This is a genomic window from Stenotrophomonas sp. 1337 (genome assembly GCF_031455455.1).
In the GTDB taxonomy this organism is placed as follows: Bacteria; Pseudomonadota; Gammaproteobacteria; order Xanthomonadales; family Xanthomonadaceae; genus Stenotrophomonas; species Stenotrophomonas indicatrix.
The window spans coordinates 1-22,420 of the sequence record NZ_JAVDSR010000019.1; the positions used below are offsets into that span (position 1 = coordinate 1).

25 protein-coding genes and 1 other RNA gene are annotated in these 22,420 nt (G+C 66.8%); 14 read left to right on the top strand and 12 right to left on the bottom strand.

What is annotated here, in order from left to right; all coding sequences use genetic code 11:
* Positions 1-873 precede the first annotated feature (873 nt).
* Entirely contained in the window at positions 874-2,196 is a 1,323-nt protein-coding gene (locus tag J2X70_RS19030) for an aminopeptidase P N-terminal domain-containing protein (RefSeq protein ID WP_309911742.1), read from the bottom strand.
* Positions 2,197-2,201: 5 nt separating this feature from the next.
* The gene (locus J2X70_RS19035; RefSeq protein WP_059064996.1) at positions 2,202-2,750 is read right to left on the bottom strand and encodes a YecA family protein; all 549 of its coding nucleotides are present in this window, start codon (positions 2,748-2,750) and stop codon (positions 2,202-2,204) included.
* A 153-nt stretch (positions 2,751-2,903) separates the two neighbouring features.
* Between J2X70_RS19035 and J2X70_RS19040 the strand changes: the two genes are divergently transcribed.
* The 8 genes from J2X70_RS19040 (at position 2,904) to J2X70_RS19075 (ending at position 7,157) form a co-directional block, all read left to right on the top strand.
* Positions 2,904-3,125, top strand: a complete 222-nt coding sequence (locus tag J2X70_RS19040; RefSeq protein ID WP_025874200.1) for a TIGR02449 family protein — start codon at positions 2,904-2,906, stop codon at positions 3,123-3,125.
* A complete protein-coding gene (locus J2X70_RS19045; protein WP_025874199.1) occupies positions 3,122-3,418 on the top strand; it encodes a cell division protein ZapA in 297 nt (98 codons plus the stop codon). The genes J2X70_RS19040 and J2X70_RS19045 overlap by 4 nt, the downstream gene beginning before the upstream one ends.
* Before the next feature lie 97 nt (positions 3,419-3,515).
* Positions 3,516-3,701, top strand: a non-coding RNA gene (gene ssrS / locus J2X70_RS19050) — 6S RNA.
* Between the two features lie 83 nt (positions 3,702-3,784).
* The gene (locus J2X70_RS19055; RefSeq protein ID WP_032976727.1) at positions 3,785-4,378 is read left to right on the top strand and encodes a 5-formyltetrahydrofolate cyclo-ligase; all 594 of its coding nucleotides are present in this window, start codon (positions 3,785-3,787) and stop codon (positions 4,376-4,378) included.
* Positions 4,375-4,854, top strand: a complete 480-nt coding sequence (locus J2X70_RS19060) for an EVE domain-containing protein (protein WP_025874197.1) — start codon at positions 4,375-4,377, stop codon at positions 4,852-4,854. Before J2X70_RS19055 ends, J2X70_RS19060 begins: the two co-directional genes overlap by 4 nt.
* 24 nt (positions 4,855-4,878) lie before the next feature.
* Complete coding sequence (gene rpiA, locus J2X70_RS19065) at positions 4,879-5,526, top strand: ribose-5-phosphate isomerase RpiA (RefSeq protein WP_032976728.1); 648 nt, start codon at positions 4,879-4,881, stop codon at positions 5,524-5,526.
* Between the two features lie 21 nt (positions 5,527-5,547).
* Positions 5,548-5,994: a DUF192 domain-containing protein gene (locus J2X70_RS19070; RefSeq protein ID WP_025874195.1), complete on the top strand. Its 447-nt coding sequence runs from the start codon at positions 5,548-5,550 to the stop codon at positions 5,992-5,994.
* Positions 5,995-6,311: 317 nt separating this feature from the next.
* On the top strand, positions 6,312-7,157 hold the full coding sequence (locus J2X70_RS19075; RefSeq protein ID WP_025874194.1) for a SirB1 family protein: 846 nt from the start codon (positions 6,312-6,314) through the stop codon (positions 7,155-7,157).
* 91 nt (positions 7,158-7,248) lie between these two features.
* On the opposite strand, the gene J2X70_RS19080 is transcribed toward J2X70_RS19075, so the two are convergent.
* Positions 7,249-7,473, bottom strand: a complete 225-nt coding sequence (locus tag J2X70_RS19080; protein WP_025874193.1) for a rubredoxin — start codon at positions 7,471-7,473, stop codon at positions 7,249-7,251.
* Between the two features lie 34 nt (positions 7,474-7,507).
* Between J2X70_RS19080 and thiE the strand changes: the two genes are divergently transcribed.
* Positions 7,508-8,143: a thiamine phosphate synthase gene (gene thiE / locus J2X70_RS19085; protein ID WP_025874192.1), complete on the top strand. Its 636-nt coding sequence runs from the start codon at positions 7,508-7,510 to the stop codon at positions 8,141-8,143.
* Positions 8,144-8,158: 15 nt separating this feature from the next.
* Complete coding sequence (hemL, locus tag J2X70_RS19090; RefSeq protein WP_025874191.1) at positions 8,159-9,448, top strand: glutamate-1-semialdehyde 2,1-aminomutase; 1,290 nt, start codon at positions 8,159-8,161, stop codon at positions 9,446-9,448.
* Between the two features lie 157 nt (positions 9,449-9,605).
* On the opposite strand, the gene azu is transcribed toward hemL, so the two are convergent.
* Positions 9,606-10,055 (bottom strand): azurin, encoded by a 450-nt coding sequence (azu, locus tag J2X70_RS19095; protein ID WP_025874190.1) that lies wholly within the window; start codon positions 10,053-10,055, stop codon positions 9,606-9,608.
* Positions 10,056-10,177: 122 nt separating this feature from the next.
* On the opposite strand from azu, the gene J2X70_RS19100 reads away from it, so the two are divergent.
* Entirely contained in the window at positions 10,178-10,780 is a 603-nt protein-coding gene (locus J2X70_RS19100) for an HAD-IA family hydrolase (protein ID WP_309911706.1), read from the top strand.
* A gap of 72 nt (positions 10,781-10,852) precedes the next feature.
* Here J2X70_RS19100 and J2X70_RS19105 read toward each other — a convergent pair whose 3' ends face one another.
* Entirely contained in the window at positions 10,853-12,079 is a 1,227-nt protein-coding gene (locus J2X70_RS19105) for an acetylornithine transaminase (protein WP_088101212.1), read from the bottom strand.
* Positions 12,080-12,142: 63 nt separating this feature from the next.
* On the opposite strand from J2X70_RS19105, the gene J2X70_RS19110 reads away from it, so the two are divergent.
* The gene (locus J2X70_RS19110; protein WP_309911709.1) at positions 12,143-13,015 is read left to right on the top strand and encodes an ion transporter; all 873 of its coding nucleotides are present in this window, start codon (positions 12,143-12,145) and stop codon (positions 13,013-13,015) included.
* 186 nt (positions 13,016-13,201) lie between these two features.
* Here J2X70_RS19110 and J2X70_RS19115 read toward each other — a convergent pair whose 3' ends face one another.
* The 3 genes from J2X70_RS19115 to J2X70_RS19125 form a co-directional block, all read right to left on the bottom strand.
* Positions 13,202-14,149, bottom strand: coding sequence for a YiiG family protein (locus J2X70_RS19115; protein WP_309911711.1), 948 nt, complete (start codon positions 14,147-14,149; stop codon positions 13,202-13,204).
* A 157-nt stretch (positions 14,150-14,306) separates the two neighbouring features.
* On the bottom strand, positions 14,307-15,299 hold the full coding sequence (locus J2X70_RS19120; protein ID WP_025874185.1) for a YiiG family protein: 993 nt from the start codon (positions 15,297-15,299) through the stop codon (positions 14,307-14,309).
* A 92-nt stretch (positions 15,300-15,391) separates the two neighbouring features.
* Complete coding sequence (locus J2X70_RS19125; RefSeq protein WP_059065008.1) at positions 15,392-16,210, bottom strand: NAD(P)-dependent oxidoreductase; 819 nt, start codon at positions 16,208-16,210, stop codon at positions 15,392-15,394.
* A gap of 107 nt (positions 16,211-16,317) precedes the next feature.
* Here J2X70_RS19125 and J2X70_RS19130 point away from each other — a divergent pair, with 107 nt between their 5' ends.
* The gene (locus J2X70_RS19130; RefSeq protein ID WP_059065010.1) at positions 16,318-17,001 is read left to right on the top strand and encodes a hypothetical protein; all 684 of its coding nucleotides are present in this window, start codon (positions 16,318-16,320) and stop codon (positions 16,999-17,001) included.
* A gap of 47 nt (positions 17,002-17,048) precedes the next feature.
* On the opposite strand, the gene J2X70_RS19135 is transcribed toward J2X70_RS19130, so the two are convergent.
* Together J2X70_RS19135 and J2X70_RS19140 are read right to left on the bottom strand one after the other, a co-directional pair.
* Entirely contained in the window at positions 17,049-17,537 is a 489-nt protein-coding gene (locus J2X70_RS19135; protein ID WP_080149893.1) for a DUF2867 domain-containing protein, read from the bottom strand.
* Complete coding sequence (locus J2X70_RS19140; RefSeq protein ID WP_025874181.1) at positions 17,534-18,196, bottom strand: serine/threonine-protein kinase; 663 nt, start codon at positions 18,194-18,196, stop codon at positions 17,534-17,536. Before J2X70_RS19140 ends, J2X70_RS19135 begins: the two co-directional genes overlap by 4 nt.
* Positions 18,197-18,281: 85 nt before the next feature.
* Between J2X70_RS19140 and J2X70_RS19145 the strand changes: the two genes are divergently transcribed.
* A complete protein-coding gene (locus J2X70_RS19145) occupies positions 18,282-20,279 on the top strand; it encodes a VTT domain-containing protein (protein ID WP_309911715.1) in 1,998 nt (665 codons plus the stop codon).
* Positions 20,280-20,423: 144 nt separating this feature from the next.
* Here J2X70_RS19145 and J2X70_RS19150 read toward each other — a convergent pair whose 3' ends face one another.
* Together J2X70_RS19150 and mpl are read right to left on the bottom strand one after the other, a co-directional pair.
* The gene (locus J2X70_RS19150) at positions 20,424-21,002 is read right to left on the bottom strand and encodes an LON peptidase substrate-binding domain-containing protein (protein WP_032976742.1); all 579 of its coding nucleotides are present in this window, start codon (positions 21,000-21,002) and stop codon (positions 20,424-20,426) included.
* Complete coding sequence (mpl, locus tag J2X70_RS19155) at positions 20,999-22,363, bottom strand: UDP-N-acetylmuramate:L-alanyl-gamma-D-glutamyl-meso-diaminopimelate ligase (protein WP_032976743.1); 1,365 nt, start codon at positions 22,361-22,363, stop codon at positions 20,999-21,001. The genes J2X70_RS19150 and mpl overlap by 4 nt, the downstream gene beginning before the upstream one ends.
* Positions 22,364-22,420: the final 57 nt, after the last annotated feature.

Genomic DNA, 22,420 nt, shown 5'->3' on the forward strand with positions numbered 1-22,420 from the left:
AGGCGGGGTACTGTGGGTTTGCGGGGTGTGAGCCGCATGGATGCGGCGACCAAGCCTACAAGGACGTACTTGCGGCGGCCCCGCAAACCCACAGTGCCCCGCCCCCCACCGAATGCCGCTGTTGCTGTTGCTGTTGCTCTGGCTTGTAGCGGGTGCAGGGCTGCAAGCCCTGCAGAAACACCCTTACCCCGCCTTCGACAGTTCCTTGCGCGCGTCCAACCACGGAAAAGAAAAAAGAAAAACAGGAGCGGGTCGCTTGCTACGCTCGCTCCGTGTCGACCAAGGTCGACACCTACCAATAGTCCCGCGTGCCGACAACCGCCGTTACCAACAGCCGCGGGAAACTGTCGAAGGCGGGGTACTGTGGGTTTGCGGGGGGTGAGCCGCATGGATGCGGCGACCAAGCCTACAAGGACGTACTTGCGGCGGCCCCGCAAACCCACAGTACCCCGCCCCCACCGAATGCCGCTGTTGCTGTTGCTCTGGCTTGTAGCGGATGCAGGGCTGCAAGCCCTGCCAAAACCCCTCGTACCCCGCCTTTGACAGTTCCTTGCGCGCGTCCAACCACGGAAAGAAAAAAGAAAAGCAGAAGCGGGTCGCCTGCTGCGCTCGCTCCGTGTCGACCAAGGTCGACACCTACCAATAGTCCCGCGTGCCGACAACCGCCGTTACCAACAACCGCGGGAAACTGTCGAAGGCGGGGTACTGTGGGTTTGCGGGGTGTGAGCCGCATGGATGCGGCGACCAAGCCTACAAGGACGTACTTGCGGCGGCCCCGCAAACCCACAGTACCCCGCCATCCCACGGAATGCCGCTGTTGCTGTTGCTCTGGCTTGTAGCGGGTGCAGGGCTGCAAGCCCTGCAGAAACACCCTTACCCCGCCATCAACGCTTCGATCTCGTCGGCGCTACGCTCCAGCCCTTCGGTCAACACCCGATGCCCGTCATCGGTGATCAGCACGTCATCTTCGGTACGAATGCCGATGCCGCGCCAACGCGGTTCCACCGTCGTGTCGTCCACGCCGATGTACAGCCCCGGCTCGATGGTGAAGGCCATGCCCGGCTCCAGCAGGCGCGAATCGCCGGCCAGGCGGTAGTCACCTACATCGTGCACATCCAGCCCGATCCAGTGCCCGGTCTTGTGCCGGTAGAAGCGCTGGTACAAGCCTTCGGTGAGATTCTTTTCCAGCGTGCCCTTCAACAGGCCCAGCTGCAGCAACCCCTCGGTAAGGGTCTGCACCGCCGCCAGATGGCCCATTTCGTACGCCACGCCCGGTTTGGCCTGGGCAAGCGCCGCCGCCTGCGCCGCACCCACCAGATCATGCAGCGCGCGCTGCTCGGCGCTGAAACGACCATTGACCGGGAACGTACGGGTGATGTCACTGGCGTAGCCGCGGTACTCGGCGCCGGCATCGATCAACACCAGTTCGCCGTCGCGCGAACGCGCGTTGTTGTCGCGGTAATGCAGGATGCAGGCGTTGCGGCCGGCGCCGACGATGCTGCAGTACGCAGGCACCGCGTCGTTGGCACGGAACACCCGCTCCAGTTCGGCCTGCAGTTCGTACTCGTGGATGCCCGCCTTCGCACCCTGCATGGCCGCGCGATGCGCCAGCACACTGATGTCGGCCGCACGCTGCATCAACGCCACCTCGGCACCGGACTTGAACAACCGCTGCTCGTGCAGCAGATGGCCCAGTTCCAGGAACTCATGCGGTGGCTGCGCACCGTGGCGCACCTGCGAACGCACGCGGTTCACCCAGCCGATCAGCTTCAGGTCGAAATCCGCATCGCGGCCGAAGTGGTAGTACACCCGCGACCGCCCTTCCAGCAGGCCCGGCAGGATGTCGTCCAGGTCGGTGATCGGGTAGGCATCGTCCATCGCGAACTGCGCCACGGCGCCGTCCTGGCCGGCGCGACCGCCATCCCAGGCTTCGCGCTCGGGGTCGCGCTCGCGGCAGAACAGGATCGCTTCGCCGTGGCGCCGGCCGGGAATCAGCACCAGTACCGCTTCCGGCTCCGGGAAGCCGCTCAGGTACTGGAAATCCGAATCCTGCCGGTACGGATAATGGGTATCAAGGCTGCGCACCTTCTCAGATGCCGCCGGCAGCACCAGGATCGCGTCTTCGCCCGCCATGTCCATCAACTGCCGGCGACGACGCTTGTACTCGCCGGCAGCGATGCCGGTGCGCTGCTTGATATCCATCAGTTCAGGCGCTGCCGATGGCGCGCGGCCAGCACCACGTCACCGTGCAGCAGCAGCACCGCCACGCGGATGAACTCCTCGATCTCCGACAGGGCTTCGTCGTCGTCATCACCGCCCGCTTCAAAATCCTCGCTCGAGGCACGGGCCAGGCTGGCCAGGTCGTTCAGCGCCTCCTCGCCTTCTTCGGACAAGGCCGGCCGGTGGCCGCCACTGCCCAGGCCGAAGCCGCCCAGGAAGGAACGGGTCCAGCTGAACATGGCGTCCGCCTGCGCGGCCACGTCGCTGCTGTCGGTCAACAGCAGCTCGAAGGCGAAGTCCCGGTCTTCCAGCTGCTTGATGGTGGCCTCCAGCAACTGCGCCAGCGCACTGTCGGCAGCCACCTGCGGCAGATTGTCGTCGGCCAGCACGCGCGCCGGCCAATCGTTGCCAGGAGCACCACCAGCGGCCAGCCAGCCGCACAGCCCGCCATGCAGCTCGGCAGCAGTGGCGCCTAGGCCCAGTTCCTGGCTGGCGCGGGTAACGTCGTCGACGGAGGGAAGTTCGGTCATCGTGCGGCTCGTTCGGAAGGGAAACTGCGGAGCGCGCACGCGCGCGCCCGTGAGCCCGGTAGTGTAGCAATGTGTCCGCCTGCTCTCCGTAGCCGCCGGGCCCTGCTGCGACAGTGCTTGACCGCCCTGACCCGGCTTGCCTATCGTGCGGGCATGGAACCCGCCGATCCCCTTGCCCAGCTGCAGGCCTTCGCCGCCCGTGTGGAGGCGTTGCTCGACCGCAACCAGCGGCTGGCCGAGGAGAACCGCAGCCTGCGCCACCAGCAGGAACAGCTGGTGGCCGAGCGCTCGACGCTGCTGGCCAAGAACGAGCAGGCGCGTTCGCGGGTGGAAGCGATGATCACCCGGCTCAAATCCCTGGAGCAGCACACATGAGTGCCGAACCGGTCAGCGTCCGTATCCTTGACCGCGAATACACGGTCGGCGTTGGTGGCGATGAACGCGACAGCCTGATGGCGGCCGCCCGCCTGCTGGATGCGCGCATGCGCGAGATCCGCGGCAGCAACCGGATGGCCGCGGTGGACCGCATCGCGGTGCTGGCGGCACTCAACCTGGCACACGAACTGCAGCTGCTGCGCGATGAGAACGCCCGCCAGGCGGTCGCCCTGCAACAGACCCTGGCCGACCTGAACCGGCGCCTGGACCGGGCGATCGACAGCAGCACCTGAGATAGGCGCGGAATGCGCCTTCTCTTTTCTGAATTGGCACGCACTGTTGCCGACGAACGGCCTATCCAGATCACGCGCGGTAGCTATAATGGCCACGCGTTCTCTGCGGTACTCGACGGCATGTGCAAACATTCGCCTTGTCCCTTAAGAACGACACCGGGAGCGCGACAGCGCCGGGAGTGCAGGTCCGCCTTGCAGCGGGAAGCCCGATGGTTCTCCAGCGTTCCCACTTGAGCCCCCGGGTTCAAGGTCGTTTCGCATGCATCGACATTGCGGAGAATGCAATATTCCAGCAAGGGCGGCGTCTTCGGGCGTCGCCCTTGTTCTTTCCGGCACAATGACGGCTGATCCTTGCCGCACGCTGCCATGACCGACCCGCGACAGGCCCTGCGCCACGACCTGCGGCAACGCCGCCGCGACCTTTCCGCCCCCGCCCGTATCGCCGCTGCCGAATCGCTGGCCGATGCGCTGCTGGCGCTGCCGTTCGCCCCGCGCGAAGGCGCCGTGGCCGGCTACTGGGCGCTGGATGGCGAAATCGCCCTGCACCGCTGGCAACTGCAGCTGCCCGATCGCTTGACCTACTGCCTGCCGGTGCTGCACGGCGACGTGCTGCGCTTCGCGCCCTGGCGCCCCGGCCAACCGTTGACCAGCAACCGCTACGGCATTCCCGAACCGGACATCGCCCTCGAAGACACGCTGGAACCGGCGCAGATGGCCCTGGTGGTGACGCCGCTGGTGGGCTTCGACGCACGGTGCCGGCGGCTGGGCATGGGAGGTGGCTGGTATGATCGCAGCTTCGCCTTCCGCCATGATCGGCCGGCGCCACCCTGGCTGGTCGGCGCGGCATTCTCGGTGCAGCAGGTCGAGTCCTTGCCGGTGGCGTCCTGGGACGTGCCGGTGGATGCGATCTGCACTGAAGCCGGCACCCTGCTCCCTTCCGCTGCCCCCGTGAACGCATGACCGCCCGCAAGCGCTACTGGCTGATGAAGTCCGAACCGGACGCCTTTTCCATCGATGACCTGGCCAAGGTCAAGGTTGAACCCTGGAACGGCGTGCGCAACTACCAGGCGCGCAATTTCATGCGCGATGGCATGCAGGTCGGTGACGGCATCCTGTTCTACCACTCCAATACCAAGGTGCCCGGCATCGTCGGCCTGGCCACGGTGGCCAGCGCGGCCTACCCGGACGACACCCAGTTCGACCCGAAATCCGACTACCACGATCCCAAGAGCACGCGCGAGAACCCGCGCTGGATGCTGGTGGACGTGGCCTTCGACCGCAAGCTCAAGCAGGTGATCGCGCTGGACGAGATCAAGCTGCATGCCGAGGAACTCGGCGAAGGCTTCCCGCTGGTTGCCAAGGGCAACCGCCTGTCGGTGTTCCCGGTGACCGCTGCGCAGTGGAAGCTGCTGCTGTCGCTGGAAAAGAAATCCTGATTCCCTGCCTGAGAGCTCTCCGCAATGTCTGAAGCCAAGCGCCTGGCCGCCGAAAAGGCCATCGAGTACGTCGAAGACGGCATGATCGTCGGTGTCGGCACCGGTTCCACCGTCGCCTATTTCATCGATGCGCTGGCCCGCATCCAGCATCGCATCAAGGGTGCGGTGTCCAGTTCCGAACAGAGCACCGCGCGCCTGAAGCAGCATGGCATCGAGGTGATCGAGCTGAACCACACCGGCACCCTGTCGCTGTACGTGGATGGCGCCGACGAGTGCGATCCGGGCAAGTGCCTGATCAAGGGCGGCGGCGCTGCGCTGACCCGCGAGAAGATCATCGCCGAGGCCAGCGAGCGCTTCGTCTGCATCGTCGACCCGAGCAAGCAGGTGCCGGTGCTGGGCAGGTTCCCGCTGCCGGTGGAAGTGATCCCGATGGCCCGCAGCCTGGTTGCCCGCCAGATCCGCGACATGACCGGCGGCCAGCCGACCTGGCGCGAGGGCGTGGTGACCGACAACGGCAACCAGATCCTGGACATCCACAACCTGCAGATCACCGATCCGGAAAAACTGGAGCGTGAGCTCAACCAGCTGCCGGGCGTGGTCTGCGTCGGCCTGTTCGCACGGCGCCGTGCCGATGTGGTGATCGTCGGCGGCGAGCCGCCGATCGTGCTCTGACCCTTTCGAAGGACCCTGACGATGTCGTTGCTGCGCTCACTGCTGATGCTCCCGCTGCTGGCCCTGACCGGCTGCGCCACCGATGCTGCCCGCCACTGGGTGGAACTTGATGGTGCGCGCTATGACGTTGAACTGGCCACCAACGATGAAACCCGTGCGCGCGGGTTGATGTTCCGCGACCAGATGGCCGAGGACCACGGCATGCTGTTCGTGCATGACCGCGAGGAAATGCAGGCGTACTGGATGAAGAACACCAAGATCGCGCTGGACATCCTGTACTTCGACAGCGAGCGGCGGCTGGTGAGCCAGCAGCGCGACGTGCCGCCGTGCTCGGCCGGTGACATGTGCCCGCCCTACCCCAGCGGTGGCCCGGCACGCTTCGTGCTGGAACTCAATGCCGGCCAGGCGGAGAAGCTCAAGCTGAAGGATGGCACCGAGCTGATCTTCGGCCCGGGCATCGAGAAGTAGGGGGCGGCCGGGCAGCGCCCGGCACCCGCTGAATCAACATCAAAAGCAAGAGCTGGGTTATCGAGGCATGGTGGGGCGGTGTGGGCTTGCAGGACACGCCGTAAACCCATCCCTGGGGGCTCGTAGGCGCCATCCATGGCGCCTGCGGTCCTGCAAGCCCACACCACCCCACCTCTGACAGCTTCCTGCCGCTGTTGGTGGGTGTCGACCTTGGTCGACACGGTAGATCCACGCCATGCGTGGATGGAAGGACGGCGACGTGACGAATTCACGCCACGCTGCTTGAAACCGCCTGCGATTGCCGCCAGTCTGTGGACATGCAGGACCGGATCACACTCCCCGACTGGGATGCACTGGCCGACTTCGACGACGAGGCGCTGCCACTGCTGCCGACCGCGCTGCTGATCGCGCGCGATGAATATCCCGATCTGCAGCCGTCGACCTACGATGCGCTGGTGCAGAGCCACGTCGAGCACCTGCGCGCCGAGGTGGACAGCATCGAGCACAGCCCGCTGAAGATGGCGGCCATCAACCGGCATCTGTTCGATGAGCTGGGCTACAGCGGCGACCACCAGGAGTACTACGACCCGCGCAACAGCTACCTCAACCAGGTCTTCGAGCGCCGTCTGGGCAATCCGATCTCGCTGGCACTGGTGCAGATGGAGGTGGCGCGACGGCTGGGCATTCCGTTGGACGGCGTGTCATTCCCCGGTCATTTCCTGGTGCGCCTGCCGGTTGACGATGGCGTGCTGGTGATGGACCCGTTCAATGGGGGCCGGCCGCTGGACGTGGACGAACTGCGCGAACGCGCCAAATCGCACCTGGGCGGGCAGATGCCCGACGACCAGGTGCTGGCGCAGATCCTCGATCCTGCACCGAGCCGCGCGATCCTGATCCGCATGCTGCGCAACCTGCATGGGGTCTATGCCGAGGCCAGCGAGTGGGATCGTGCCGCGCGCAGTGCCGACCGCCTGCTCAAGCTCGCCCCCGAACAGGACGATGCCCTGCGCGATCGCGGCCTGGCCTACCTGCAGCTGGACTACCTGGCCGGCGCGCGCAACGACCTGGGCCTGTACCTCAAGCGCAACCCCGAGGCCAGCGACGCGCAATGGCTGCGCGAGAAGCTGATCGACCTGGGCGGACCGGTACCGCGGCTGCATTGAGGTTGTCCGGTGTGCGGACCAACGGTCCGCACACACCACCAACGGTGCGCACTCGCCGGTAGCGCCGGGCCATGCCCGGCGGCGATTGCGATCAATCGATCTCGACCATCTCGAAATCGTCCTTGGTCACACCGCAATCCGGGCAGGTCCAGGTCTCGGGAATGTCTTCCCAGCGCGTACCCGGGGCGATGCCCTCTTCCGGCAGCCCATCCGCTTCGCGGTACAGGAATCCGCAGACCACGCACATCCAGGTACGCAGGGTGGTGGGGGTGGCTTCGCTCATCGGATAATCGGGGCTGGATTCACGGGCCGCCATTGTCCCATCGCGGTCCACTCACCGGTAGCCATCGATGACTTCTGCTTCCCCGGCGCCCCGCGGCGTCTACCTGATCACCCCGGATGAACCCGATACCGCCCGCCTGCTGGCGCGCACCGCGCCGCTGCTCGCCGCCGGCGCCACCTGGCTGCAGTACCGCAACAAGAGCGCCAGCGATGCCCTGCGACGGGAACAGGCCACGGCGCTGCAGGCCTTGTGCGCCGCCCACGGCGTGCCGCTGATCGTCAACGACGACCCCGAGCTTGCCCAGGCCATCGGCGCGGCGGGCGTGCACCTGGGCGGCACCGACGGTGACATCGGCGCCGCACGCAGCCTGCTCGGCCCGGACGCCATCATCGGCGCCTCCTGCTACGACCAGCTGGCCAACGCCGAGCGTGCCGTGGCGGCCGGCGCCAGCTACGTGGCCTTCGGCGCGTTCTTCCCCACCACCACCAAGGTCACCAGCAGCCGCGCCCACCCCGACCTGCTGCGGCAAAGCGCCGCACTGGGCGTGCCGCGGGTGGCGATTGGTGGCCTGAGCCCGGACAATGTCGGTCCCATCATCGATGCCGGCGCCGACCTGCTGGCCGTGGTCAGCGGCATCTACGCCGCGCAGGACCCGGTCGCGACCCAGCGCGCCTACCTCGCCCGATTCGATACGCAGCAGTAACCCCCAGGAAACCCCATGAACCACGACCAGTCCCACGCCCTGTTCTCCCGCGCCCAGGAATTGCTGCCTGGCGGCGTCAACTCACCGGTGCGCGCGTTCAAGTCGGTCGGCGGCGAACCCTTCTTCGTCGAGCGCGCTGACGGCGCCTACCTGTACGACGTCGACGGCAACCGCTACATCGACTACGTGGGATCTTGGGGCCCGATGATCGTCGGCCACAACCACACCGCCGTACGCCAGGCGGTGAAGAAGGCGATCGACAACGGCCTGTCCTTCGGTGCGCCGTGCGCAGCGGAAGTGACCATGGCCGAGACCATCACCCGGCTGGTGCCGTCGTGCGAGATGGTGCGCATGGTCAACTCCGGTACCGAAGCCACCCTGTCGGCGATCCGCCTGGCGCGCGGTGCCACCGGCCGCAGCTGCATCGTCAAGTTCGAGGGCTGCTACCACGGCCACGGCGACTCGTTCCTGGTCAAGGCCGGCAGCGGCATGCTGACCCTGGGCGTGCCGACCTCGCCCGGCGTGCCGGCCGGCCTGAGCGAACTGACCCTGACCCTGCCCTACAACGACTTCGAGGCGGCCACCGCCCTGTTCGACGCACGCGGCAGCGAGATCGCCGGCCTGATCATCGAGCCGGTGGTGGGCAACGCCAACTGCATTCCGCCCCGCGAAGGCTACCTGCAGCACCTGCGCGCGCTGTGCACGCAGCATGGCGCGCTGCTGATCTTCGACGAAGTGATGACCGGTTTCCGCGTTGCCCTTGGCGGTGCGCAGGCGCACTACGGTATCAGCCCGGACCTGACCACCTTCGGCAAGATCATCGGCGGCGGCATGCCGGTAGGCGCCTACGGCGGCCGCCGCGAGCTGATGCAGCAGATCGCGCCCGCTGGCCCGATCTACCAGGCCGGCACGCTCAGCGGCAACCCGGTGGCGATGGCCGCCGGCCTGGCCATGCTGGAGCTGATCCAGCAGCCGGGTTTCCACGACGATCTGAGCGCGCGCGCCGCACGCCTGTGCGCGGGGCTGGAAGCTGCCGCCGCCGATGCGGGCGTAGCGGTGACCACCACCCAGGTGGGCGCGATGTTCGGGCTGTTCTTCACCGCTGAGAAGGTGGAGACCTACGCCCAGGCCACGGCCTGCGACATCCCGGCGTTCAACCGCTTCTTCCACGCGATGCTGGACCAGGGTGTGTTCCTGGCACCGTCGGCGTACGAGGCCGGCTTCCTGTCCAGCGCACACGACGATGACGTGATCGAGGCCACGCTGGCAGCGGCACGCGTGGCGTTCAAGGCGGCCAAGGGCTGAACCCCGGCTTGGTAGGTGCCGACCGTGGTCGGCACTGCCTGCCCTCATCCACGCGTGGCGTGGATCTACTGGATCGATGTGCTTCATCCACGCATGGCGTGGATCTACTGAGCTGCGTCTCTGGAGTAGAGCCACGCCATGCGTGGCTGCTGCGCACTCAACCGAAGACGAACTTGCCCTTCATCATCGCGAAGTGGCCGGGGAACGAGCAGAAGAAGGTGTAATCGCCGCCCTTCTGCATGCCCTTCGTGGAAAAACGCACGCGGGCGGTCTCGCCACCACCGATCACTTTGGTGTGGGCCAGCACGCGCTTGTCGGCCTTCGGCAGGTAGCTGTCGGCCAGGGTCATGCGCATGCCCGCCATCGCCACCGGCTGGTAGTCGGCGGTGCGGGTCAGCACCCAGTTGTGGCCCATCGCGGTGGCGGCCAGCCTGCCGGTGTGGCGTAGGGTCAGGTCGATTTCGCTGCAATCGGCGGCCACCTTGATCTCCCGGCTGCTGAAGCTCATCTGGTCGGTGCTGTCGATGCTCACCGCACATACGCGCGCCATCGCTGATGGCGCCAGCATCAGCGCACCCAGCCCCACCGCTACCGTCCAAGCCTTCATCGTCGCGTCTCCTGCAGGTTCGGTGGTCATTCTAGGCAGACACCTGGCCACCCGGCTGCGACCGTGTGTCGCAGTGGTGGTCCAGGGTTTGCGCGGGGATACGGCAATGGCATGCTCGACCGATGCGGATCGATCTTCTCCTGCTCGATGTTGATGGCGTGCTGCTGCACTACCAGCGCGCACAGCGCGTGCTGCATCTGGCGCAGACGCTGGGCGTGCCGACCGCGCACGTGCAGGCCGCGCTGTACGACAGCGGGCTCGAAGCCGCACACGACAGCGGTACGCTGGATGGCGCGCGCTATCTGGCCCAGCTTGGCGAACGGCTCGGCACAACGGTAACGCTGCACACCTGGATCGCCGCACGGCACGCGGCCAGTCACCCGCAGCACGCCGTGCTGCAACGGCTGAACGCCCTGCGGGTGCCGATGGCGGTGCTGACCAACAATGGTGCCTTGATGACGCAGGCGCTGCCGACGCTGCTGCCGGAGCTGTTTCCCAAGCTGCAGGGCCGGGTGTTCTGCAGCGCGGACTTCGGCCTGCGCAAGCCTGCACCGGAGGTATTCCTGCGCACGCTCGCAGCCCTCGAGGTGGCACCGGCGCACACGCTGTTCGTCGATGACCTGTTCGTCAACGTGCGCGGTGCACGCGCAGCGGGCCTGCACGCGGAAACCGTGCAGGACGGACGCGGACTGGGGAAGGTGCTGAAGCGCTACGGGGTGCGGTAGCGCCGGGCCATGCGCGACGAGCGCAGCGGAAAAGCAACGCCGGGCATGGCCCGGCGCTACCTTGGTCAATGATCAGCGCGCGGCGACGAACGCGGCAATCGCCGCGCGCAGGCGCTTCAGGCCTTCCGCCACTTCTTCGTCAGTGATGTTCAGCGACGGCACGAAGCGCAGCACGTCCGGGCCAGCCTGCAGGGTCAACAGGCCCTGCTCCGCAGCGTGGTCGAGGATGGCACCGGCCTGGCCAGCGAACTCCTTGCTCAGCACCGCACCCAGCATCAGGCCGCGACCGCGCACCTCGCTGAACACCTTGAACTCATCGTTGATGCGGGCAAAGCCATCGCGCAGCGCCTTCGACTGGCGGCTGACATTGGCTGCGATCTCGGCCGAGGCCAGCTTGCGCAGCGCCACGCGGGCGACGGCCGCGGCCAGCGGATTGCCGCCGAAGGTGGTGCCGTGGGCACCGAACTGCATGGTCTCGGCCACCTTCGGGCCAGCCAGCATCGCGCCGATCGGGAAACCACCGCCCAGTGCCTTGGCCAGGGTCACCATGTCCGGCACCACGTCATCCTGCCAATGCGCGAACAAGGTACCGGTACGGCCCATGCCGGCCTGGATCTCGTCCAGCACCAGCAGTGCGTTGTGCTGGTCGCACAGTTCGCGCACGCGCTTGAGGAACCCGGACTTGGCCGGCATCACCCCGCCCTCGCCCTGGATCGGCTCCAGCATCACCGCCGCCACGTCGCCGGCGGCCATCGCCGTTTCCAGCTGCACTTCATCGTTGAAGTCGATGTAGCGGAAGCCCCCCGGCAGCGGCTCGTAGCCTTCCTGGTACTTCGGCTGGGCGGTAGCGGTCACCGCGCCCATGGTGCGGCCGTGGAAGCTGCCGCGGAAGGTGATGATGACGCGCTTGTCGGCCGGGCGGCCCTGGCTGGAGGCCCACTTGCGGACCATCTTGATCGCCACTTCGTTGGCTTCGGCGCCGGAGTTGCACAGGAACACGCGCTCGGCGAAGCGGCTGGCCTTCACCAGTTCCTCGGCCAGGTGCAGCGGCGGCGCGCTGTAGAACACGTTGCTGGTGTGCCACAGCTTGCCGGCCTGTTCGACCAGCGCGGCGACCAGGTCCGGGTCGTTGTGGCCCAGGCCGCACACGGCGATGCCCGCGGCCAGGTCGATGAACTCACGGCCCTGGCTGTCCCACACGCGGGCGCCCTGGCCTCGCTCCAGCACCACCTGGCGGGGCTTGTACACCGGCAGGTAGTAGTGCGACAGGGAGATCAGCGGATCGGTAGCGGCGGTCATGGCGGTCAGCAGGGTTCAGGAATGCCCATTCTCGCGCTGGAACCCGTGCGGCACAATGCACGCATGCGACCGTTTTCCGCCCCCCAGCTGAACCCCGCCACCGAGACCGGCTGGCGCCGCCGGTGGTTCGACATCATCTACCGCCACGACAGCCGGCCCTCGCGCAATTTCGACCTGCTGCTGGTCTACGCGATCATCGCCAGCGTGCTGGTGGTGATGTTCGACAGCGTGCAGCGCTTCCACATCGCCCATGCCGACTGGCTGTACGTGCTGGAATGGGGCTTCACCATCCTGTTCACCGCCGAATACGTGCTGCGGCTGGTGGTGGTCAAGCGCCCGCTGCGCTACGCGGTGAGCATCTGGGGCATCATCGATCTGGCCTCGATCCTGCCGACCTACCTGTCGCTGTTCATTCCCGGTGCGCACAGCCTGCTGGTGGTGCGCGCACTGCGCATCCTGCGCGTGTTCCGCATCCTCAAGCTGACCCGCTACATCGAAGAAAGCGGCGTGCTGATGCAGTCGCTGTGGCGCAGCCGGCGCAAGATCCTGCTGTTCCTGTTCACGGTGGTCACCATCACCATCATCGCCGGCACGCTGATGTACGTGATCGAGGGACCGAACCATGGCTTCACCAGCATTCCCAGCAGCATGTACTGGGCGGTGGTGACGATGGCCACGGTCGGCTTCGGCGACATCGTGCCGCAGACCGTGCTCGGCCGCTTCGTCACCTCGGTGCTGATCCTGATCGGTTACAGCATCATCGCCGTGCCCACCGGCATCTACACCGCCGAACTGGCCAGCACCATGCGCGATGCCGAGCTGGCCGCGCGCCGCGATGCACGTGGCTGCCCGCACTGCGGGCTGGAAGGCCACGAGCCGGATGCGCGGCACTGCCGCAAGTGTGGCGGACCGCTGCCGGATACGTTCAGCCACTGACGATGAGCCCAGCCGACGGCCGGCCCCACCGAAGCCTGCGGAGTAGATCCACGCCATGCGTGCATGAACCCCACCCAAGCCATCGCGGTGCGAACCAAGGTCCGCACCCACCAAAGGCACACAGCAGATCCGCGCGATGGACGAATGCGGCATCCCGCATCCATCCATCGCAGTCGACCCACTGGCTCAATTCATGCGATTGCTGGTGGTCACCAGATCGTTGTAGGCGGCCATCACTGCCGCCTCCGAGCCCGCAGGCGCCGATCCGACACGGCCACTGGATGTCCGTTCTTCCTCGCGCTCACGTTCGGTGAATGCCTTGCCTGATGCAAGGCGGTCGACGCGGCGGCCGGCATCCCGGATCAGTACGTCCGTCGACCGCTGTACATGCGCCCACAGCGGGTTGTCCTTGCCCACGCCTGCATCCTGCATTTCCTTGACCAGCGCTTGGTAATCGGCCAGCTGTGTGCGCGCCACCTGCAGGTCCGGCGCCTCTCCCTGCAGCGACAGCGCCAAGCGCTTGCCGTCACCGATCATGCGCAGGTGGTAGTACGCCAGTGAACGACCTTCGTCCGCTTCGATCTGCTTGAGCTGCGCGGCACGGCGTTCCTCCTCGTTCTTCTCCAGCGCCGCATCCAAGGCCTCGCTGGCCTTGAAGAAGTCAGCGTAGGCCTGCATCAGCGGCGCATGCTGCGCGCGCATGCCTTCGCCGTTGTCGCGCCGATAGTCCTCACGGGTGAAATAGCCATCAGCGCGTTCGATCAGCGCATACAACGACTGGAAGGCCGTCTGGTACTGCCGCACCGGCTCATCCAGCGGCGTGGCCGGCGTCCGGGCCAATGCATCGGTCAGCGGTTGACCACAGTACTCGACACGATGCGACAGCACCTTACCCGGCGAGCGCGGCTGCGCTTCCTTGCCCGTCGGCCCGGCTTCGGGATCCTTGATCCAGCCGGTATAGGTCTGGAAGCCCTCGTGGATGGGCTGTTCGACGCCGTTGTAGCACTCGATGTAGGCGTTGATCTTCTGCAGGCCCGGATCGGCCACCGCCAGTCCTGTCGATCCGTTGCAACCAGAGAGGGCGGCGGCAGCGCCGAGCATAAGCAGAGAAAGTACACGCGCGGAAGAATTCAAACCGGTTCCTTGCAGATAAGAGACGGCGCACATTCTCGCGCGCGGTGGAACAGCCCGCATACGCGGACGCCGATGCCAATGAGACGACGGGACACCCCATCCTTCACGTCGCAATCAGCCAGGTCGAATGCGACAAAAGTGGGGGCAGTGCGCCGGATTACTGGCGATTGCTCTGGAACACCAGTGCGTTGTAGATGTGCAGCAGTCGCCCGGTCGAGCCGCTCGGCGCCATCGACGGCGACGCCAGCATCCTCTGCTCGAAATCGGTGTACGGAACCTTGCCGCTGACCCGCTGCAGCCGCTCCTTGCCTTCGCGGCGGAAGTTCTCGGCCTCGCGTTCGAAGCTGTTCCAGTCCAGCTTGCCCGGCTCCTGATCGGCCACCTTGGCATGCGCTTCGTCGGAAATGCGGTTGAAGGCGTCCAGTCGCTCCCGTGCCCGGGCCACGTCGAAGTCGTCCTCGCCCATCATCTCCATGATCGCTTTCGCTTCCAGCATCATCGCCAGTCGGTAGTACTCGCGGGTGCGTCCTTCGGCCTGCTCCAGCGCCTTGAGCTGTTCGCGCTGGGCAGCGTCGTTCTGGCGCTCCAGTTCGGCGTTGAACGTTTCACTGGCAACGACGAAATCCTTGAAGGCGGCCATCAATGGCGCGTGCAGCTGCTTGCCCTTGGCAAACCCGTCGTCTTCGTAGTCCTGGCGATCGTAGTAGTCGTGCGCGTCCTTGCTGATCGGCACCAGGGCCTTCAGCGCCTGCTGATAGCGACCCGCAGCGGCATCGAGATCGGCAAGCGCCGGCTTGGCAGCCATCGCCTCGGTCACGGGGGCGTCGCATTGCTTCATGTCGTAATCGCCGATCTCGAACGGTCCGTACACGTTCGTCTCGCGCCCGCTCGGGCCGGCGTCCACGTCCTTGATCCAGCGCGTGTAGGTCTGGATGCTGCCGTGCGTCTTCGAATCAAGCGCGTTGAAGCAGCCGATGTAGGCGTTGAGCTTTGCGGTCAACTGCTGTTGGGCGTCAGCCGGCGCCGTGCTGGCCTCCGGCTTGCCGGCGGAACCCGCGTCGCCGTCAGTTGCGGGCGCCTTGCCACCACAGGCAGCCAGAAGAAGCGACAGCGAAGCGGCGAGCGCCGCGATGGAAAGAGTACGTGACATGGGCTCACATCCCTGTTGAAAACGATTACAGCCGCGCATTCTAGCGCAGCGGGCCGAAGGCGGCAGCCATCGGCCTTTCCCTACCGGCAGGCTCAATCCAGGAACAGATCCGGCAGCAACGGACGCGACGCATCCACCGCATACCCGGAAAGATCGGTCACGCCAGCTTCGGCCAGCACCTCGTCATCGATCAGGAAACGGCCGTGGAAACCGGCCGCCTCGCGCACCAGCACCGCGTGTGCAGCGTCGGCCATGATCTGCGGCGTGCGGCAGCCACCGACGTCCACGCCGGGAATCATGTTGATCGCATCGGTCGCAATGACCGTGCGCGGCCACAGCGCATTGACCGCCACGCCCTGCGGGCCGAACTCGGCGGCCAGGCCGAGGGTGACAAAGCTCATGCCCATCTTCGCCAGCGTGTAGCCGGTATGCGCGCCCCACCACTTGGGCTCGAGGCTCGGCGGCGGCGCGAGGGTCAGGATATGCGGGTTCGGCGCCTGCAGCAGGTACGGCAGGCAGGCCTGCGCGCACAGGAAGCTGCCGCGCGAATTGACCTGCTGCATCAGGTCGAAGCGCTTCATCGGCGTGTCCAGAGTGCCGCGCAACCAGATGGCGCTGGCGTTGTTGACCAGGATGTCGATGCCACCGAACGTGTCCACGGCGGCAGCAACGGCCGCCTGCACCTGGTCTTCTTCGCGGATGTCGCACTTCAGCGCAAGGCCCTGGCCACCGGCTGCAGTGACGGCCTCGGCAGCACTGTGGATGGTGCCCGGCAGCTTCGGATTGGGCACCGACGACTTGGCGGCAATGGCGACGTTGGCGCCGTCACGCGCGGCCCGCAGCGCGATCGCCAGGCCGATGCCACGCGAGGCACCGGTGATGAAAAGGGTTTTGCCCTGCAGACTGCCCACGTTCCACACTCCAGCGTATGCAATGAGCCGCTAGTATGCCGCGCCGACGCGGAGTTCACCGCACGTTGACGATACTGGCGCCCCGGTCACTGCACGAGGTCCATGCCATGCGCTGTTCCCGCCTGTTGTTGCCTGCCCTGGGCCTGGCCCTGCTCACCGCCTGCCAGGGCCGCTCGCCCGAACCCGGCAGCGCGCCGGCCAAGGATGACGCCGCCAGCGTCGACAAGGCCACCGGTGATGGCAAGCTGCGCTGGAGCGAGGCCGTTGTCTGGGATGGTGACCTCAACGCCTGCCGTCAGGGCGACAGCGCGGCCACCCGCGATTGCCTGCGCGATGCGATGCGGTCCGGTGGGGCCAGTGCCGATGCGGTCACTGCGGCCGAGCAGCTGTCCACCGGTGGCGAACTGGCCTACGTGACCGCCTGGCATGAACACGACGGCCTGGGCGTGGCCACCGTCGAGTATCCGTTCCGCGCCAATACCAATGAAGGCACGCGCCTGGTCGATGCCGCAGGCAAGCGTATCGACGTGGATGCGGTGCAGCTGGACGACACGCTGCGCGCCGATCCCGGCGTGCAGGAGGTGCTCAAGGCGCATCCGCAGGCCACGCCGTTCGCGCCGGCGCAGGCCGCGGGTACCGCGGCGCTGGATGGGGGCGGCATCCGCCTGCTGTACCGCACGCCGCTACGCGACTGCCATGCGTGCCCGGACGTGGGCCAGCTGCAGATCGGCTATGACTTCGATGGCAAGCGCAACTTCATCGGCCAGCAGGTGGTGCCGGTGATGCCGTAGGGGTTTGCCGCGCCATGCGGCAACGCGCATCCACGCATGGCGCGGATCTACTGATATCCGCGCACCTGCTTGCTCAGCAGGTGCGGCGCGATCCATCGATGCACCGGTGCCACCGGCAGCATGTACAGGCGGCCGAACGCGTTGTGGGTGTGCACCACCGTCGCCACTTCCAACATATCGCCGTGCCATTGCAGCGCCAGCTGCACGCGCAGATGGCGGTCGTTGTCTTCCAGCACGATGGCATCCTCGTCCAGCGCCTGCAGGGTGAAGATGCCGAGGCGTTGCCCGGGCTGCGGATCGGCGGTCTGCTGCACTCCGCGCAGCGAGCCGAGATCCTTCATGCCCAGCAGCCGCATGCCCCTGTTGCGCAGCGCCATCAGTCCATCGAACCAGCCGGGCACCGTCGCGGCCATATCGCGGTAGGCCTGCAGCGCCGAACGGCCGTTGCGCGGCGCCGCCTCTTGGCAGGCATGGACGAAATCGGCACCCGGCAGTTGCGAACGCAGCACGCTGCCTTCGCTCAGCTGGGTGCTCACGGCTTGGGGCCCTGCCCTTCGTTGTCTTCCCAATGCAGGATGCGGCGGGTGACGAAGCGGTAGACCGGCTTGCCGGTGGCGAACCAGAGATCGCGCACCCACGACGTGCGCTTGAGCACGCGCTTCTCCACCGGCGTCAGCGACTCCCGGCAGTACATGCGCTTGTGCTTGAGCAGGTGGCGCAGGTCCTCGCGCGCCAACAGGCGCATCCAGCGCGAGCGCGGGTCACCGATCACTGCCAGCTGGAAGTCGATCAGGGCCGGTCGACCGTCCTCGGTCACCAGCCAGTTGGCTTCCTTGGCCAGGTCGTTGTGGGCCACACCGCGCCGATGCAGCTGCTGCAGCAGGCGGCGTGCGGCGCGGAACCAAGCCACGTCACCGCGCGGCGGACGCTGGTACATCGCGTCGCCGGCCATGAAGCTGCGGTCGAGGTGGCGGCCATCCCAGTCCAGCAGTTGCGGCACGTCGGCCATGCCATGGATGTGGCGCAATGCACGCGCTTCGCGTCGCGCCAACCACCACGCTGGCAACCGCAGCCACAGCGGCGTGGCCCCCAGATCGCGGCGCACGAAGGGGCCTTCAGGCCCCTGCACGAGGAGGATCCGGCCGAAACTGTCGGCCTTCAGTGCATGCGTTGGCGCGTCATTGGATACAGGCATGGCGACATTCTAGGCGATGGCGCCGGTTGCAAACGGTCACCAAGCGGCTGGGAACCAGTCACCTTCACGCCCCTATAATCGGGCAATGGACTCTTCATGGATCGACGCCACCCTCGCGTGGATTGCCGCTCATCCCGTGTTGGCGGGTGCGGTCATCTTTCTGATCGCCTTCTGCGATGCGGTCATCATTCTTGGCGCCATCGTGCCGGCGCTGCCGTTGCTGTTCGCCGTTGGCGTGTTCATCGGCCTGGGCCAGATCTCCGGGCCGTATGCGGTTGCCGCCGCGGCGCTGGGTGCGTTCGCCGGTGATGGCATCAGCTACTGGATAGGCCGGCGCTGGGGCGACCGCCTGCGTGGCGTCTGGCCGTTCAGCCGCTACCCGCAGCTGCTTGACCGGGGCGAGAACCTGTTCCGCCGCAATGCGTTCAAGAGCATCCTGATCGCCCGCTATGTCGGTGCCATCCGGCCGTTCGTGCCCGCCATTGCCGGCATGATGAAAATGCCCGCCAGCCGTTACGTGCAGGCCAGTGGCATCGCCAGTATTTCCTGGGCTGTGCTGTTCCTGGCACCGGGCTGGATTCTTGGCGAAGCCTATGATGCCGTCGCTGCTGTTGCCGGCCGGCTGGTGGTGGTGGTTGGCTTGTTGGCAGTGATCCTCAGCCTGGTCTGGGCTATCGTGCTGTACGGCTATCGCTGGTCGGCCGCGCGCATGGACAGCTGGCTGGCGCGGCTGCTCGACTGGTCCAACCGGCACCCGACGCTGGGCCGCTACACGGTGGGCGTGCTCGACCCGAAGCGCCGCGAATCGGTGCCGCTGGCGATGCTGGCGCTGATGCTGCTGTTGCTGGGCTGGGGCTGGTTCGCGCTGCTGACGGTGGTGGTCGCCCATGGCGAGCCGTTGGCGGTGGACCTGCTGGTGCACCAGGCGATGCTGGCCCTGCGCAATCCGCTGGCCGACTACCCGATGGCCGCGTTGGCCTCGCTCGGCGCATGGCAGGTGCTGCTGCCGGCAACCGCTGCCGCGCTGGGCTATCTGGTCTGGCGCCGGCGCTGGATGGCGGCCGCCCATTGGCTGGCCGCATTGGCCTTCGGCCTGGCCCTGACCAAACTGCTCGGCGCCACCGTCGATGTGGTGCGCCCGATCGATGCCAGCAGCGGCTTCGGCTTCCCGTCGGTGTCGGTGACCATGGCCACCATCACCTTCGGCTTCTTCGCGGTGCTGATCGCCCGCGAAATGCCCGGCCGCACGCGCGTCTGGCCCTACCTGGTGTCGGGCATCGTGGTCAGCCTGATCGGCTTTGCGCGCCTGTACCTGGGCGCGCACTGGCTGAGCGATGTCATCGGCGGCATGTTGTTCGGCACCTTCTGGCTGCTGGTGCTGGGCATCGCCTACCGCCGCCGCTTCAACCGCTCGTTCTGGGTAAAGCCGGTGGCATGGCTGTTCTACGGCGTCTTCGTGGTGGCGGCGATGTGGTACGCGCCGCGCAACATCGCCATCAAGCTGGAACGCTTCGAGCCGACCCTGCCGGCGCCGCTGGCGATGGACGCGCAGGCCTGGTGGCAGCACGACTGGGCGAAGCTGCCGGCGCGTCGCAACGAATTCGATGATGACCAGCGCTGGCCACTGGACGTGCAGATGGCCGGTTCGTTGGCGCCGCTGCAGGCGCAGCTGGAAGCGCGCGGCTGGCAGGTACAGGCCCAGGCCGGCTGGCAGGAAGCGCTGCTGATGCTGGACAAGAACACCGGCGCCAATGAACTGCCGGTACTGCCGGCGACACTGGATACGCGCGTTGAAGCGCTGCTGATGGTGCGCCAGGGCGCGCAGGCCGACGAGCGCTACGTGCTGCGCTTGTGGCAGGCGCCGGCGCAGCTGCAGCCGGGCGACACCCCGTTGTGGCTGGGCAGCGCACAGACCCTGCGCTACGAGCGCCACTTCCAGTGGATCGGCATGTGGCACCCGGTGCGGGGCATCGACCCGGCGTTGAATGCGGTCAAGGAAGCGGTGCAGTCATTGCCGCAGCGCGAGGATCTGCAGCCGGAGACCGGGCTGCCGGTACTGCGGTTGAAGACCGCCACGCCGTAACGAAGCCGCCGGGCATTGCCCGGCGCGACTGCTCCGCTCTGGTAGTCGCCAACCTTGGTTGGCGCTTTCGGGAAAGGCTGCCAACCAAGGTTGACATCTACCGACGACGCCGGGCCATGCCCGGCGAGCACCGCGGCCGGGCTCTTACGGCATCCAGCCCAGCAGTTGCTGCAGGCGCTGGTGCGGGTCGTCCAGCTGCAGCAGTTGCAGGCGCTGCTGTTCGCTCAGCGGCAGCAGCTCGGCCAGCCGCCAGCTGACCCAGCTGGCCTGGTCCATCAAGGCCGGCGAGGCCGGTGCGAACGCCGTGCCCGCCTGCTCGATGATGTGGTCCAGTACCGTCGCCAGCAACGCATGCTGCGGACGCAGTTCGTCATCGGGATCCTCATCGCACCAGCGCACATCGGCAACCACCAGCCCGTTGTCGCGCACGCGCGTGCGCTCGACGTGGAAACGACGGGTGCCGCGCAATCGCAGCTGCAGCACGCCATCGGCGCCGACATCGAAATCCTCGATCTTCACCTGCACGCCGAAGGCGGCCGGCGTTGCAGGCGCTCCCACTTCGTTTCCTTCCAGGATCAGGCAGACACCGAAACCTTCACCGCTGCGGCCGGTTTCGCGCACCAGATCCAGGTAGCGTGGCTCGAAGACACGCAGGCCGATGGCCGCGCCCGGCAGCAGCGTCGTATGCAGCGGGAACAGCGGCAGCGAACCCTCACTGCTCATCGTGCCTGCAGCCCTGCAAGGAAGCGGCGCGGCGCGCCGTCGAAGCCGCCGTTGGACATGAACACCACATGGTCGCCGCTGCGCACGTCGGCCTGCAGCTGCGCCAACAGCGCATCGGTGTCGGCCACGGCATGCGCCTGTCCGCGCACCGCCGCGATCACCGCTGCCGCATCCCAGGCCAGCTCCGGGCGGTGCAGGAACACCACCTCATCGGCGAGTGCCAAGGACGGTGCCAACGCTTGTGCGTGAGCGCCCAACCGCATCGAATTGCTGCGCGGCTCCATCGCCACCACGATGCGGGCATCACCGACCCTGGCACGCAGCCCTTCGAGGGTCGTCGCAATCGCGGTCGGGTGATGGGCGAAGTCGTCGTAGACGGTGATGCCATCGTGGTTGCCGATCACTTCCATGCGCCGCTTGACGCTGCGGAAGCGCGCCAGCGCCGGGATCACCTCGGCCGGCGCGACACCCACGGCGTGCGCAGCGGCCAGCGCAGCCAGGCCATTGAGCACATTGTGCCGGCCCAGCAGCGACCAGTGCACATCACCCAGCGCCTGCCCGCGATGATGGACGCGGAACGCGCTGCCATCGGCGGCCAACAGCTCGGCATGCCATTCCAGCGCGGGGTCGAAGCCGAAGCGTTCGACCGGGGTCCAGCAGCCCATCGCCAGCACTTCGGCCAGGTGCGCGTCTTCGCCATTGACGATCAGGCGGCCGCGCGCCGGCACGGTACGCACCAGGTGGTGGAACTGGCGCTGGATCGCCGCCACGTCGGGGAAGATGTCGGCGTGGTCGTACTCAAGGTTGTTGAGGATCGCCACCAGCGGCCGGTAGTGCACGAACTTGCTGCGCTTGTCGAAGAACGCGGTGTCGTACTCGTCGGCTTCGACAACGAACTCGCGGCCCTGGCCCAAGCGGGCGGACACGCCGAAGTCCTCGGCCACGCCGCCGATCAGGAAGCCGGGGGAGCGACCGGCATTCTCCAGCAGCCAGGTCAGGATTGTGGTGGTGGTGGTTTTTCCATGGGTACCGGCCACGGCCAGGGTGTCACGGCCCGGCAGGACCTGCTCGGACAGCCACTGGGCGCCGGAAATGTAACGCTGGCCGGCGTCCAGGACCGCTTCGACGGCGGGATTGCCGCGCGACAGCGCGTTGCCGATCACCACCTGCCCGGTGCCCTCCGGCACGCTGTCGGCGCGGTAGCCCTGGTCCAGAGTGATGCCCAGCTGCTCGAGCTGGGTCGACATCGGCGGATAGATGGCCTGGTCGCTGCCACTGACCGTATGGCCCAGTTCCCGCGCCAGGGCGGCCACGCCACCCATGAAGGTGCCGGCGATTGCAAGGATATGTACGCTGCTCATGACCGGGGATTGTGACCGATCACGGCTGTATAGGGCCATTGTCAGCACCGGGGTAAG